Genomic DNA, 15,505 nt, shown 5'->3' with positions numbered 1-15,505 from the left:
CAGAAGAGCATCACTCACTCTGGAGATCTTTCAAACACCCGTTGATCCAAATCGGCGTTCAACTGCTGCAATAGGGTTGTTGCTTCGGCCAGCTCAAGTTCCTCGAAATGGCTCAGGATCGCTCTTGCTCTTTCGACTTCGACAGTTCCGGAGAGCTCGGCGATGATCTGATCCAATATGGCATAAGCGGCATAGTCGCCGCTTTGCAACAGGGGTTCGGCTGCCGCGATGAGTTCCAGAACCTTATGCAGACCGTCGCGTCCCGTCTCTCCCCTCTGCTCCACGGATATTACGGCAGGACGGTCGAGCTGACTAAGCAGCATTGCCAAGCCGTCACGAAACGGGGGTAAGAGAACCTGGAGTTCGTCGAGGTCACCGCGACGGGAAATCTCCTCGATGTCGGCTGCGGCCGCACACAAATCATGAGCGTCCAGATAAGAGGCCGCGCCTCTGACGGCGTGGGCGAGCGCCGCGATGGCTCCGGCGTCCCGCCGCGACATGTATTGATCAAGCTGTGCGGGTGCTTGTCTGAAGTCGCGAACGAAACCCTGAAGGAGGCGTTGCAACCGCTCACGGCTACCACCGAGACGTTTCTGGGCTGCGGATAGATCCACACCACTCAACCCAGCGAAAACGTCCTCTATATCGCCCCCCTCCGCAATCCTGGTCGGCGTCCCCTCGTCAACCCCTTGCGCTATGGATGCGGGTGAGAGCAATTCCATCAACGTCTGATACAGGGCGATCTCATCGATTGGCTTGGTCAAATGCGCGTTCATGCCCGCCGCAAGGCTGGCCTCGCGATCCTTGGTAAGGGCCTGTGCCGTCAGCGCAATCAGGGGCAGCGACGCCCAGCGCTCTTGCGCGCGTATCCTGCGCGTCGCGGTCAGGCCGTCCATCTCCGGCATGTGGACATCCATCAAGACGGCGTCGTAGGTGGCTGTTTCCAGCTTGGCTAGGGCATCGCTGCCATTCACTGCCGTGTCCACCTGCATACCTGCCAACTGCAGGAAATCGCCAACGACTTCCCGATTTAAAGCATTGTCATCAACCACCAGAATGTGCCGGCCGGAGAGTGTTGCCAAGATCTCGTCCTGGGCCTGGGGGAGCGCGATCTCGGGCGTTCCCCCGCTCGTTGCGGCAGAGGCCGTGCTTGCCGCGTCATGAAAGACCCCGACGATGGTGTTGAACATCACCGACACGGTGACTGGCTTGATGAGCACGCCATGCAGACCGAGCTGCTCCGCACGTCGGAGCACTTCCTCGCGGCCGTAGGCCGTCACCATCAGCACGGCCGGCGTGCTCTTCAGCTTCGCATCCGTCCTGATCCGCCCAGCGGTTTCCAGGCCGTCCATTCCGGGCATGCGCCAGTCCATCAGAACGACTTCGAAGGGCCGCTCCTGCTCGCAGGCCTGATTCAGTGCCACCAGCGCAGCCTTGCCGGAACCGACGGCATGGCTCTCCATACCGAAATCCCGCACCATCCCCGCCAATGTCTCACGCGCGCTGGCATTGTCATCGACGATCAGGACCCTTTTTCCCTTCAACTCCCCGCTGCGCAGAGCTCCATCATGCGAAGCGGAGCGCTGGGGTGACCTGAGCTCGACGGTGAAATAGAAGGTGCTGCCCTTGCCCAGCGTGCTCGAAACCCAGATCTGTCCATTCATGCCCTCGACGAGTCGTTTGCAGATGGCCAGACCGAGGCCTGTGCCGCCATATTTGCGCGAGACATGCTTCTCGGCCTGGGCGAAGGCTTGGAAGAGGCCGGCGACCTGATCGGCATCGAGGCCGATCCCCGTATCCTGCACGGCGAACTGCAGCCGGACGGCATTGGAAACTCCGACCTGCTTGGCGTCTACCGACACCACGATCTCGCCCTTATGGGTGAACTTGACGGCATTGTTCACCAGATTGATCAGCACCTGTCCGAGGCGGAGCGAGTCGCCGACGAGGCGCGAGGGCACATGCGGCGCCACGGCATAGATGATCTCGATACCCTTCTCCTCGGCCTTCATGGCCGTCACGGCGGAGACCGATTCCAGGACCGCCTCCAGCCTGAATTCGCTTTCCTCCATTTCCAGCTTGCCGGCTTCGATCTTGGAATAGTCGAGAATGTCATTGAGGATGGAGGTCAGCGTCTGTGCCGATGCACTGATCTTGTCGAGATAATTGCGCTGCCTGGGATTTCGCTCCGCCTGAAGCGCCAGCCGGGTCATGCCGAGTACCGTGTTCATCGGCGTGCGGATCTCATGACTCATCACGGCCAGGAATTCGCCCTTGGCTGCTTGCGCGGCTTCCGCGGCCTTGCGCGCCTGGATCAGGGCCTGGGCCGTACGCCTTTCCTCGGTGACGTCCTGGTTGATGCCCAGGGCGCGCAAGATCGACCCATTCTCGGCACGAAAAACCTCGGCCTGACCTCGAATGTGCCGGATAGCGCCATCGGGATGCACAATTCTGAATTCGCTTTCGAATGTCCCCGTCTTGCCGATGGCTTCCTGCCATTGCTTCAGCACGCGGTCGACGTCGTCGGAATGAAGCAAGGAAAGCCAGCGCTCGAGGCTGCCGTCGAAAGCATCGTGTTCCAACCCGTAGAGGGCATACATCTGCTCGTCCCAAATATATTTCTGCTCCCGAGCATTCATGTCCCATATGCCGACGCCGCCGACTTTGATCGCAAGCTCCATGCGCTCCTTGAGGGCGACGATGAGATCCTCCGCCTGTTTGCGGGCGGTGATGTCCTGCATGACACCATCCCAGATCACCGTCCCATCACCCTGATAGCGGGGAGCGGAGCGGCAATGGAGCCAGAGAATGCGGCCATCGCGCATGCGGGATCTGAACTGGCAATCGAATACGCTGCCACGCGAGAGCGAATCTTCGAGCATCGCGTTGTAGCCGGGCAAATCGTCTTCATGGATCGTCTGAATGAAGGCTTCTCGCCGTTCCATGATCTCGCTGGCTGGTACGCCGGTCAGAGCCAGGATGCCGGCACTTACATAGGGCAACGACAATTTGCCGTCCGGCGTCTGCACCAGGCGATAGACAGCGCCATGGGGCAGGTTGTCGACAAGCGAGCTGAGTTGGGCTTCCAGTTCCTTGTTCTCGGTGATGTCACGCATGAGCCAGATTGCGTGATCTCCGACTTGGGCTGCAGCCACTTCGGCGAGGCGTAACGCCCCGTCCCTGCGAAAGAAACTATGCTGTCCAGTGCGATAGGTCCTATCCACCTGACCGCCGGACGAACCCGAGGTGAGAGCGTCAAACAGATCGCCGCCAAAATGCCTGGACCATGCATCGGGCTTCGACAACTCTTCCCGCCCGTAGCCGGTGAGTTCCTCGGCCGCCCGGTTGACCAGGATGCCATCGTCCGTCACGAAAACCGCACCAATCGGCAGGTTTTCCATCATTTCGGACAACCACCGAACGCGCGCCGACAATTCCATTTCGACCTGCTTGCGCGCGGTAATGTCGGTATGGGTTCCGATGACGCGCAGAGGCGAACCATCCTCATCGCGCTCGATGGCTTTACCGCGATCGAGAATCGTGCGCCAGGATCCGTCCTTGGCCCGCATGCGCAGCTCAATGACGAAATCCGGAGCCTCGCCGCATATATGCCGTTCCACCGCCTCCCAACCCGCCTGCAGGTCGTCCGGATGGATGCGATCAACGAACTCTTGGAGTGTCGGCCCAATCTCGTTCTCGGCATGCCCCAGCATCGCCTTCCACTGCCGGGAGTAGAAGACATGCCCGGTGCGCAGGTCCCAGTCCCACAATCCATCGCCCGCGCCATTGAGCGCAAATTCCCAACGCGCCTCGCTGTGACGCAAGGCTGCCTCCGTGGCGCGGATCTCCGTCACGTCGCGTGAAACGCCGATCAGGCCGATCACGTCGCCATTTTCATCGCGCCTTGGAACCTTGGTGACGAAGAAATAGCGCCTGGTGCCATTGACGATGAAGGTCTCCTCCATGGTCACGGCTTTGCCGCCCGCCATGATCTCCCGATCCGTCCGCAGGATTCGGGCAGCATTTTCCGGATCGACCACTGCCGTAAGATCCCGATCCAGAATCTCGGGCGCGGGCCGGCCCAGGAACCGGGCCGTCGCCTGATTGAGCATTACGAAGCGGCCGTCGAGGTCCTTCAGAAAAATGGCATCCGTGGTGCCATCGAAAACCGTCTGCAGCAAATTGGTGGTCTTGCGCAGTTCGGCCGTGCGCTCGGCGACCCTGATCTCGAGCCCGGCGTTGAGCCGGCGAATAGCATTCTCGGCCTCCACGCGCTCGCTGATGTTGCGCACGGTGGCAAAGAACGTCTTCCTGGCCTGATAGAGATGACAGGAGAGGCGAACCTCGACCGGAAAGATCGAGCCATCCTTGCGGCGATGCTTGGCGTAGAGCGTCTTCGTAACGCCGGGTTCGGCCGCCGCCCACACCTGCTTGGCCCATTCCAGGTCGAAATCCTCGACGATGTCCGGCACCGACATCTGCAGGAGTTCTTCCCGTGTGAAACCGGTGCTGAGGGTCACGTGATGGTTGACGTCCAGGAATCTGCCCTGATCGTCATGGACGAAGAAATCGTCGGCCACATGTTCCAGGAGCAAGCTGAAACGATTGTCGCCAAGTCGCTTTTCGGTTTCGATCCGTTTGCCGTCGCGCTGCACGTCGCTGCCACTCAGGAACAGCAGCCTCACATCATGCTCGATCTCGTTCCGAAAACGGATGACCAAGCTCTGGTAGGCAGGCGAGAACTCGGCCCCACCCTCCTTTTGAACCATCAGCACGCCGAAGATTTCACCCTTCGATCCATAGATCGGCGTCCCGAGGAGGACCTGCCCCGCCGCGGTGTCGATAGTGATGCCTGCTTGCCGATCTCCCTCGCCGGAGATGCTGAGCGCTTGTTTGCCGGCATCGCGTATAACCGCCTCGCTGAAGTGCTGCAGGGTGGTCTGGCCTGGCATTGGGCCGGGACGATAGGCATTGACCGCCCCTTGGCTGACGACGACGATCTCACCGTCTTGGCCAACTCCTCGCGTGACAAGTGCGACTGCATTCTCAAAAAGCCCTGCCAAGGTATCGGCCGCAGCGGCCCATCCATCGACCACAGCGGCGGGAATGACGGGCTTGATGTTGCCCGCGCCATCCTCTTGCTGACCGCCACTTCGCACATTCGAAGACATGCCTGCTTCCCTCTGAAACGCACGGCGTAGAGAAAGCTGCCCATCACGCGGGAACGGTATCATTGCCAAGCGATCATGACACCGTGCCATCGTCACCTAGAGCAAAGCGCGTTCAAGCCTGAACGCGCTTTGCTCTAGCTTCTTGTCTGGAAGGGTCCTTGCGATTCTAGGCCACTCCTTCAAATCGCAAAAACACTTTAGCTTCCCAAAGCCCTGAGCCAGCGCTCGAACGAGGGCAGGCCATCCGCATCCTGAGCCCTGTCTTTCACCAGACGGCTCGGCGCGGGGGCGCTGCGCGCCTGCCGTGGACTGTAGCCGAACTCCCGGCTGAAAGCGCGGCTGAAATCAGCCGCCGATGCGAAGCCGAAACTCTCGGCAATATCGGCGATCAAGCGGCGGTCCGAGGGATCGCTGAGCGCGGCGTGAGCGGCGAGCAGCCGTTGTTTCTGGATGTAGTGAACCACACCGCCGCTCGGCTCGAACAACTGGTAGAGATGAGTCCGCGATATGCCGAGTTCCCGGCATAACAGGTCGGGCGTAATGGCGGTTGTTTGTAGATTATTGCGGATGAAGCGCCGGGCACGTTCCATGGGTGCCACCGTTCCGTGCTTGCTGGCCGCCACCACCCGCTCTTCGGTGGAAGCCACACAGGCCAGGACCATATCCCTGGTGGCATTGACCACACCGGGTAGATCATCCTTGCTGAACTCGCTCAGCCGTGCCTCCACGGTGTCGACGTGGCTGACCAGCAGGCCGGCAAGGTTACGCGACAGAATCCGATTGTTGTCGGCATCGAGAATCGCAGTCGAATCGGCAAAGAGATCGCGCGGCAAATAAAACGTCAGGCTCTGCGATTCGAGCATTCTGCCGCGGAAAGCGTGGCCGAGAGAGCGGATCTCGACCGTTCCCGGCTGGCTCTCGACGACACGTCCGCCAACCTCTGTCCATGCCTTTCCCTCGCGCCTGAGAATGACCACCCAATGATCGATGAGACTGGAGCGAAGCTTAGCCGCGGAACGATGATAACTGTGGGCAGACGCCTTCTGCTGCACGACCAGCATGCCGCCGAGATTCCACGCGATCTGACGCGCTGCAAATCCCTGCTCCGCCGTCACGCCATCGGGAAGCGTCAGATCGGCAAGCGGCGCATTGAGCGCTTGCCAGGCTTCGAACTGCTCGCGCGGCGGGAATGTTTCTGTCGAAAAAACCAGAGGCGCCAGAGCTGGAGGTGGAGGTGGATTGTCGTTTTGCTGAGAACCGGATTGTCGCGACCAACGGCGGCGCTCCTTGCCAGGGCGCTGGGCCGGGGTACCGGAGACCGGCTTCTGATCGTTGCGGGACGCGCCATCGTCCATTCTGTTTTCCTCGCTTTCGCGGCAGGCTCACGCAAATCGGGAGCTCATATATCTTGCCGACGGCACCTCGAGGTGGCGACCGCACCTGTTATTATGAACAACAAAGGAAATCTTCAAAAGAGACTTTTCAACGCGTCCAGCCCCTCCTCCTTTACCTTATGCACAAGTGGATTGCCGATTCCTGCCTGTTGCGCAAACCAACGTGTCGCACGGTAAGGTTGCGCCATGCCCAAGGGGATATTTCATAAAATCATACCGTTCAACGGATATATCGTAGAGGTTATTACCAATTATACAGAGGCATATCTCCATCGCAAATTCCGCCCTTCGCCGCCGTCCCCTCACGCGTGCGTACTCAGGCAGTAACAATATATACGGCAAAAGAGCTCAAATCCCCGCCCCCGGCACAGCTCCCGCGAGGGCAAGGGGTATGAGGCCATACGCCCTTGGAGACATTTTGCTACCACGTCCGGACCAGATTGCCTCGGAATTTGTACTCATTGCTATGTCTGCGGACTCCAAGCTAACGACCAAATCATCGATCTCGCATAACTTGCCCCTTAGTCAGCATAGTACCAACACGTTGCGGATTGATCATGAACATCGCCTTCCCAGACGCTTCCACCATCCTCGACAGGCGGCGGCCCTTGCAGTACCAGCGCGACAGACGGGCCTTCGACGAGGCCAGCGATGAGGCCTCGCCCGTCCGCAAGGACAAGGACAGCGTGGCAGAAAAAGCCACGATCAGCATCATCAACGACAACACCTTCACGCGTGACTGCCTGAGCCGTTGCCTTGGTGACGCCGTGAGCGAGTTCGAAATCCGCGCTTATGAAAGCATCCGAGAATGGCAGGATGCGGCAACGAAGTCCGCCATGCCAATCATTCTCCTGTGCGCAACCGGGCGCCAGGCGACCGAAACCGCCCTCCACCAGGGTTTGGATGCCATTCTGCAGACGACGGCCGACGCGAGGGTCATCGTAATCTCTGACGTCGAGGACCCCGCCGGCATGGTCGCCGCGCTGGAGCGCGGCGCCAAGGGTTATGTGCCGATGAGCCTGGATCTCGACGTGACCATCGGTGCCGTCAATCTGGTGAATGTCGGCGGCACGTTCATTCCTGCCAGCAGCCTGCTTTCCGTGCGCGGCGCCAGTTCGCCTGCTGCCGAAGTCAAGCCGCAGAGGCGCGCTTCCGCCTTGCTGACCGAACGGCAGCTGACCGTGCTTGAAAATCTTCGCAAGGGTGATCCGAACAAGGTCATCGCTCACAAGCTCAACATGAGCGAATGCACCGTGAAGGTCCACGTGCGGAACATGATGAAGAAGATTCAAGCTCGCAACAGAACTGAACTCGTCTGCATGACCAGCGAGCTCTTTCAGTCACAATAGCGCGCCAAAGGGCTGTTGAAACCAAATGACCACCGGTGCGAGAAGAATCGAATAGCCTGACAAACGTTGCTCCGACCTCAGATTCTGATGCGTCGAATGTCGACCCCGATGAAATCTTAACAAGACCACTGGAGTGCTGTAGCATCGTTGGCGATCTCAATTGCGATGTCTGCTTCACCGAGGCGCGCCAATGATCGTCAGGCACGACAAGGATACATTGGAAAGAAGCATGCCACTTACGCGTGACAGAGGCATTCAGCTCCTCGGCCGTTCGGTTCAGGAGAGCGACAAGGCAGTTGCGGTCCTCAACGCCCGGCGCGAAATAGTCTGGATCAACCCCAGCTTCACCAAGATGCTCGGATATCGGTCCGAGGACGTGATCGGCCGCCCGCTCGTTTCGGTGCTCATCAGCAAGGCCATCCCTTCGGCGGCCCGCCTCAGCCTCGAGCGTCTCGTCAACGCCAAGCGCGGCAGCCTGGAAGAGATCAATGGCCGCGACAAATTCGGCAATGAAATCACGTTGCTGATCTATACCGATCATATTCGTGACATTGACGAGAACGTCACTGAGACGATTGTCACCATCCATAGCAATACCCCTGCGCGAATGATCCAGACGCTCCAGAACAATGTGCTGGAGGAGTTGGTATCCGGCGCCTCGCTGGAGAGCGTGTCGGAATTCATCTGCAAGAAGGCCGAGTTCATCACGCGAGACGTCATCTCGACGATTCTGAGGGTAGACCAGAACGGCCTCCTCCACCCCCTCGCCGCCCCAAGCCTGCCGCAATATTATTCGGACGCCTTGGATGGGATCGCGATCGGTCCCAGCGTCGGCTCCTGCGGGACGGCAGCCTATTTCGGTGAGCCTGTGCTCGTCGACGATATCGAGACCAATCCGCTTTGGACACCTTACAAGGGGCTGGCCTTGCCGCTGGGTCTGCGGGCCTGCTGGTCCGTCCCCATCAAGCTGCGGGATGGCCGGGTTGCCGGCACCTTCGCCTTCTATTTCCGCGAAAAACGCGGCCCCAGCTATCTGCATGAGGAAATCGTCACAGCCTGCGTTCATCTGTGCGCCCTGGCGATCGAGCAGCACGAGGCCAAGGAGCATATCAACCGGCTTGCCTATTTCGATATGCTGACCGGCCTGCCCAATCGCCGCCAGATTTATCAAAAGGCCGGTCAGGCGATCGTGGAAGCCAGTGAGAAGCAAGGCACGATGGCGCTGCTGCGCCTCGACGTCAAACGCTTCAAGGACATCAACGATACATTCGGCCATTCCACAGCCGATCAGATCCTCAGCCAGGTCGCCACCCGCTTGCAGAACCAGCTTCGCCCCATCGACATTGTCGGGCGCTTCGGCGGCGATGTCTTCGTGATCATGCTGCCGGAGGCCGACAGTGCCTATGCCAGCATGGTTGCCAGAAAGCTGGTGGACGCCGTCGCCAAACCTTTTGCGATCGCGGATCTGTTGCTGCCGATCTCGATCAGCATCGGTATCAGCCTTTATCCAGATAATGGCACCGATGTCGAAACCCTGTTGAAACGGGCCGATTCCGCCGCCTGCAAAGCCAAGGCAGCCGGACAGGAAGCCGTTTGCCTGTATGAACATGAGGTTGTCGACGGCGCGCAGGAGCGGGTGATCTTGGGCGCAGCTCTGCGTGAAGCCGTCTCGCAGGGGCAGTTGCGATTGCTCTATCAGCCGCAAGTCAACCTCGCGGATGGTACCCTGCACGGTGTCGAGGCCCTCATTCGTTGGGCTCATCCCGTTTTGGGCGATATTTCCACCAGCCGCTTCATCATGATCGCCGAGCAGATCGGCCTGATCGATGAAATCGGCATCTGGGCGCTCAGCGAGGCCTGCCGCCAGATGGCCGTCTGGCGAGCGGCTGGCAAGCACATTCCGGCGATTTCAGTGAATCTCTCGCCCCTGCATTTCCGTAACCGCAATCTGCCCGATGTCGTGGCTCATCTGCTGCGCCAATACGATATTCCCAAGCACACCTTGATGCTGGAGATCACCGAAGGCGTGATGATGGACGATCATCCGACCACCTTAGCCACCATCGCCGCCATCCAGGCCCTCGGCGTCGGACTGTCCATGGATGATTTCGGCACCGGCTATTCGAGCTTGAGCCGCCTGACCCATGTTCCTTTCTCGGAGCTGAAGATCGATCGCAGCTTCATCGAGGGGATGGTAACCGACCCCAGCGCGCTTGCCGTGGTGACGGCAATCAACAGCATCGGTCAGAGCCTCAACATCGTGGTCGTCGCGGAAGGCGTGGAAACCGAAACGCAGCAACAAATGCTGCGGGAACTGGGCTGCGAGATCGTGCAGGGATATCTGCTGAGCCGCCCCCTGAATGCAGCCGATCTCGAACTTTGGCTACGGGAGAGGCAGCATGGTAACCCCTCGCCTGCTTCTCGAAAGACGAAGGCAGAGATTTTGACTGCCTGACCCATCTCCGCTCCGGGAGGTGGAATTTCAAGCCGACGAAAAGCCAGCAGCGCACTCGGGCATCCAGATGGGATCGCCGCCCCCCGGTCGTGTGCAACTTCCGCCCCCAATCATCGCGAGAGCGTTTTGCGATTTGACGAAGTCACTTCGAATCGCAAAGACGCGTCGAAACAAGGACTTAGAGCGTCGGATCTGAAACTGGAATCGGCGATTCCCTTGGAGGGCAATTTGTGATTCACCGTTATTGGAGGTGGATCATGGGCAGGAGCTATTCTCAGGATCTTCGCGATCGGATTGTCAGCTTTGTTGAGAACGGCCATTCGCGCCGAGCTGCGGCTCGTCATTTTGAAGTGAGCGAGAGCTTCGCTGTGAAGCTGCTGCAGCGTGTGGTTGCCTATGGATCAGGGGCACCCGCGCGTCAGGGGCGTCCCCCTGGTGGAGGTAAACTGGCTGGAGTTGCCGGTTTCCTGATCGGTGTTGTGGAAGCAAGACCCGACATCACCATGCCGGAACTGGCCGCACGGCTCGGAGAAGTCCACAATTTGCGGGCTGCTCCTGCTGTGCTGTCGCGCTTTTTGTGCCGAAACGGCTTCACATATAAAAAAGCGCTGATGGCGTCGGAACGCGCACGCGCACACATCCAGGCCGAACGTCATCTGTGGATTGACTATCGCCAGCCGCGCATGCGGCTGGAACCGCATCGGCTGGTGTTCGTGGACGAGACGAGCGTGAACACCAAAATGGTGCGGTTACGCGGCCGCTGCCCGCGCGGCGAACGGCTCCATGCCCAAGCACCGTTCGGCCATTGGCAAACCCAGACCTTCATCGCGGGCTTGCGCTGTCATGGGCTGACCGCACCCTGGGTGGTCGACAAGGCGATGGACCGGCAAGCCTTCGACGTCTGGATTGAAACCCAACTGGCGCCCACACTCTCCAGGGGCGATGTCGTCATTCTCGACAATCTCGCCGTCCACAAAAGCACCAATGCCGCACAATGCCTGAAGCAGGCCGGCGCCTGGTTCCTCTTCCTGCCGCCCTACTCCCCCGACCTCAATCCCATCGAGATGGCCTTTGCCAAACTCAAAGCCCATCTGAGGGCGGCTGCCGCTCGAACTTTCGAACAACTCTGGAACGCAATCGGCGATATCTGCGATCTCTTCACCCCAAAAGAATGCTGGAACTATCTTAACGCCGCTGGATATGCGTACGATTAAATGTCCGATGCTCTAGAGCAAACAAGCGTTCAGTCATGAAAGCGTTTTGCTCCAGAGCACCGGACCTGATGTTGGAATCGGGCTTGGCGCCGTAGGGCCCCGTGCTCATAGTTCTATTACAACCGGCAACCTGCCCGCTAAAACAAAACCGCCCCAATACCAGGTGGCATCGGGGCGGTGGATCGGCGCCGACGGCTAGGTGTAGCGTCTCAGAACAGCTCATTGGTCAGGAAAGCGATCTCGGTGCGGTTCCGCGCCTTGATCTTGCGCATAATGTTACGGACATGCACCTTGACGGTGCATTCGCCCATATTGAGCTTGTAGGCGATGAGCTTGTTCGACTCGCCCTGGCGCAAGCGGTCGATCACCTCGAGCTGCCTCTGCGTAAAGACAGTCTGCCGGGACCTGCCGTTGGTTTCACCTTCCTCGATCGCCTGGGCGCCCTGAGAACGCGACGAAAGCAGGCCACTGGCCGGCACGAAAGTGCCGCCGGCGCGCACTAGGCGAATAGCGGCAATCGCGACGTCGAGATTGGAGCTCATGGCGATGTAGCCTCTTGCTCCCCGTTCCAAAGCTGCAACGATCTCCGCCGGCTCCTCATTATCGGAGACGAGGATAACCCTCGCGTCCGGCGCCGCCTGGATAACAAGATCCAAATCGCGTCGTATCGCGGTTTCCGTCGCCTTCCGCCCTGTCGCACACAAAAGCACGATAGGCATCGTCGTAGTCGGCCCAGCGGCCTCCCAATCGGCGATACGCGAATAGCCCTCCGCAACGAAATTTCCCTCACTCGCAGCAAGACAACGCATCAGGCAGCTACGCGAAAGAGCATTCTCATCGACGATGACGATCCGTGTCTGCAAATCCTGGTCGAGCTTGCCAGAAGTGGGGTCATCTTGAGGACTGTCATCCATGCGGCGCTCCCGCTTAAGCTCAACGACAGAGGAAGATGACTTCAACGGCAGCACTGAACCTACCGCAAATGGCATCAAAGCTTGGCTACTCGCGGAATAATCAGTCACAGTCTCAATCTCCAAACAAGTCGTCCGACAAATACCACACGCGTGCTTGGGACAGCAGCTCCGTGGCAGTCAAAATTCTGGCAACCAACATGCTCAATTCCGAGCATTTTTATTCTATGCTTGGGTTATAATAACCATATACCGCATCTCAATGCAGCAACAGCCAAGCATAATTTATCAAGCTACTTTACTACTACGTATCAGCCTCTTTGTAAACTCCATAAGAATATGAAGTAGCACATGGAGTTTTGTATGATGCGTTACGTTAGACCCCAGCCCCCGTGACACCGACGTGATACTTTTAGGCGGTCAATCGGTCCAAAGTACGGCGCCGACGTATTAGCTCGCTTTATGCCGTTGGGGAAGCACTGTGTTACCTATCGAACGGATGAAGCTGCACGCATCGGTCACAAAAGATTCTTACTTATCCGAGGCATATGAACTCCTACCGGAACAACCTGAAGTTACAGGCCGGCCTCACCAATTCTCGAGAAACACCCTTTCATTTCAACAGTTTAGAAAGAACATCGCGTGAAAGCGCTGCGACAGCTTCCCTTCTTTGCTCGTTTAATTGCACACATTGGCCGGAGATCTTTGGAAGAAGCTTGCCCTCCATCCCAGCCGTCGGCGAGCTTGACATCGACAAAGAAGACGCTCTCGAATCGGAATATGTCGCTTCGTGGCGATTTCGTGACTCCCGAACACTGATGGCGAATCACGTTCGCGCGTCGATCGTGAACCCTGCAACCCGCGGTGAAGCTCTCTCTCATCGAGTCGCCTCCATCGAAGGCGACTTGGCGAATACCACCCTGACGCCATCATCGGGCGAAGCGATGAGCTTACTGAGATCGGAACTTCCGCCAGCAACATATCGGTCGAGAAAAGCGCCGACATAGATGTTCACCGCCTCGATCGTGCGTCTGCTGCTTGGCAACAGGGAGGCCATCCGCGCCAGGAGCGATCGTTGGGAGATATCAACGAAGCTCTGATGCCGGCTCCCGACCATGACTAGGAAATATCCGCCATATCGGTCCATATTGACCAGAACCTGCTTGTAATCTCCGTCCGTCAATCTGGACGTCAGGCGATGTACTGTGTCGTTCGAATTGAGGTCGGCCGTCGTCGGCAGCTCGCTATCGTCGCTGATCTCAAGAAATGGGCGTTTCAAGCCAAGCCTGCCGACATCTCCGAACAACCAGCCATCGAGGTTGACGGCAGCCTTGAAACGCGGGTCCTGCCTGCTGGTTTCGGCGGCAACCGCACCACCAAATGAATAACCCACGATTCCGACCCGCTCGAAATCGAGCCTCTTCAGCACTGAGGCGACATCGCGATCGTCAGCGCAGGGAACGGCTGCCCGTAGGAGATCGAAGACAGCGATATTGTCCTTGGCAAACTCGCCTGCCTTGAGGTCGACGGCCGCCCGGGTACGCGCGAACGCCGCCTCGCCCGAGAAGTCGACGAACTCCCTGTAGGCATCGGGACCTTTCTGATCGATTCCGATCACCACATAGCCGCGCTGAACCAGGGCATCGATCTGGTTCATATGGCCTTCGACGCTGCCGCCCCAGCCGGCATTGAAGAATATGACGGGCGACCGAGCCAAGGCGCCGATGCCATCCGTCTGCTTGGTATACCAGGCCCTGACCGCAAGGCGCCCAGCGACATCGCGCGGCAGCGTGGCGGAATTGTCGCCACACAGCCCTGACAGCGGCACCGGCGTAACTGCAACCTCGGGATCTCCAGCCCTCGCCAGGCCGGCGACACCGAGACCCGCCCCCAGCAATGCCGCTCCCAGGCAAAGCACCCCCACGAGCCCCTTTTTTTGCTCGACCACATCGGCGATCGGATCTGAGAGGCTGACATGAAGATCCTCAATGGCCGGATTGCTGTTTAAGTGTTGCCCTGATGACGTCACCGATCATCCTGGAGGCATTACGGCGGATGAGTTCCTCATGGGTCGCGGCCACTGAAACCATAGTGACGTCCTTCGAGGTAAGGGCGCTCCAGCCCATGGTTCTGTCGAGGAAGTAGCCGAGCGGCATGTTCTCGTTGTGGAAGGTGAGGATTGGCATGGGCAAGGGCCTGCCGTCTTCATTCCGACCAGCTTCGGACACCCAATGACCTATCCGCGCATCCTCGTCCGGTCCCCCCCCGAACGACGTGCGGCCGAATACAGCCTGCAGGAAGAGGCGGATGCGCCTGAGGGCATGTCGGCGCTGTTCCGCGCCGCCGAGAAGACAGCGGGCATAATAGAGCCCCGATTGGATCTGATAGGAGAATCGTCCCAGCTTCCCCTTCAGCCGTGACTGACGCTTCGAGTAACCGGGAGCCCAGGCATCGAGCGTCACGAACAGCTCTATTGCGTGTCCCCTCTCGATAAGACGGCGTGCGATAGCGACATTGAGCCGGGCCGCAGCACAAAAGCCGAGCAGGATGTAGGGCCCGTTCGGGCGCTCTTCCTCGATGATGCGCACACAGTGCTCCACCATCTCCGCCTGGCTGACTTCCGCCTCGCCCTCGACGAAGGTCGGCAACGGGACCGAAATGAAGGGCTGTTCCTGCCCTAAATGATTGACCAACTCCTGAAAGATGAAGGTGTCGTGCAAGGCGAAGATGGGTGTGCTCGCGCCGTGCGGCTGCATGACCACCGCGCCCTTCGCCTCGGGGGCCACCGGTCCGCCCAGGAGTTTTGCCAACTCGCCGATAGTAGGATGGCTCTGCAGATCGTCAAAGGAAATGCGCTTGCCGAAGACTTTCTCAAGGCGTGAGAGCATCCGGAACGCCGAGAGAGATGCCCACCGAGCGCGAAGAAATTGTCCTTCACGCTCAGGATCGGCACCTTGAGGATATTGACCCAGATCTCCGCAAGCTCGGCCTCCACCCGAACACGACTGTCG

At 59.0% G+C, this 15,505-nt stretch carries 9 protein-coding genes; 4 read left to right on the top strand and 5 right to left on the bottom strand.

Annotated features, from left to right (window positions below; all coding sequences use genetic code 11):
* Nucleotides 1-14: 14 nt before the first annotated feature.
* A complete protein-coding gene (locus ACR9ZN_RS33935) occupies nt 15-4,580 on the bottom strand; it encodes a PAS domain S-box protein (protein WP_481274294.1) in 4,566 nt (1,521 codons plus the stop codon).
* Between ACR9ZN_RS33935 and ACR9ZN_RS33930 the strand changes: the two genes are divergently transcribed.
* On the top strand, nt 4,524-5,201 hold the full coding sequence (locus ACR9ZN_RS33930; protein ID WP_481274431.1) for a hypothetical protein: 678 nt from the start codon (nt 4,524-4,526) through the stop codon (nt 5,199-5,201). The genes ACR9ZN_RS33935 and ACR9ZN_RS33930 overlap by 57 nt on opposite strands.
* Nucleotides 5,202-5,368: 167 nt before the next feature.
* On the opposite strand, the gene ACR9ZN_RS33925 is transcribed toward ACR9ZN_RS33930, so the two are convergent.
* On the bottom strand, nt 5,369-6,526 hold the full coding sequence (locus tag ACR9ZN_RS33925; RefSeq protein ID WP_481274293.1) for a helix-turn-helix domain-containing protein: 1,158 nt from the start codon (nt 6,524-6,526) through the stop codon (nt 5,369-5,371).
* Nucleotides 6,527-7,173: 647 nt separating this feature from the next.
* Here ACR9ZN_RS33925 and ACR9ZN_RS33920 point away from each other — a divergent pair.
* The 3 genes from ACR9ZN_RS33920 (at nt 7,174) to ACR9ZN_RS33910 (ending at nt 11,583) form a co-directional block, all read left to right on the top strand.
* Entirely contained in the window at nt 7,174-7,914 is a 741-nt protein-coding gene (locus tag ACR9ZN_RS33920) for a LuxR C-terminal-related transcriptional regulator (RefSeq protein WP_481274292.1), read from the top strand.
* Between the two features lie 229 nt (nt 7,915-8,143).
* Complete coding sequence (locus ACR9ZN_RS33915; RefSeq protein WP_481274291.1) at nt 8,144-10,369, top strand: EAL domain-containing protein; 2,226 nt, start codon at nt 8,144-8,146, stop codon at nt 10,367-10,369.
* 257 nt (nt 10,370-10,626) lie between these two features.
* Nucleotides 10,627-11,583, top strand: coding sequence for an IS630 family transposase (locus ACR9ZN_RS33910; RefSeq protein WP_481274290.1), 957 nt, complete (start codon nt 10,627-10,629; stop codon nt 11,581-11,583).
* 209 nt (nt 11,584-11,792) lie between these two features.
* On the opposite strand, the gene ACR9ZN_RS33905 is transcribed toward ACR9ZN_RS33910, so the two are convergent.
* The 3 genes from ACR9ZN_RS33905 to ACR9ZN_RS33895 all read right to left on the bottom strand — a co-directional run bounded on the left by ACR9ZN_RS33905 (nt 11,793) and on the right by ACR9ZN_RS33895 (nt 15,250).
* Nucleotides 11,793-12,605: a LuxR C-terminal-related transcriptional regulator gene (locus tag ACR9ZN_RS33905; RefSeq protein ID WP_454813602.1), complete on the bottom strand. Its 813-nt coding sequence runs from the start codon at nt 12,603-12,605 to the stop codon at nt 11,793-11,795.
* A 766-nt stretch (nt 12,606-13,371) separates the two neighbouring features.
* Nucleotides 13,372-14,322 carry an alpha/beta hydrolase gene (locus tag ACR9ZN_RS33900; RefSeq protein ID WP_481274423.1) on the bottom strand — a complete coding sequence of 317 codons (951 nt, stop codon included), beginning with the start codon at nt 14,320-14,322 and terminating at the stop codon, nt 13,372-13,374.
* A 157-nt stretch (nt 14,323-14,479) separates the two neighbouring features.
* Complete coding sequence (locus ACR9ZN_RS33895; RefSeq protein ID WP_481274422.1) at nt 14,480-15,250, bottom strand: thioesterase domain-containing protein; 771 nt, start codon at nt 15,248-15,250, stop codon at nt 14,480-14,482.
* Nucleotides 15,251-15,505 lie beyond the last annotated feature (255 nt).

This window comes from Labrys sp. HAY1-8F (genome assembly GCF_056754975.1).
This window is presented reverse-complemented; position numbering and strand designations above follow the sequence as displayed.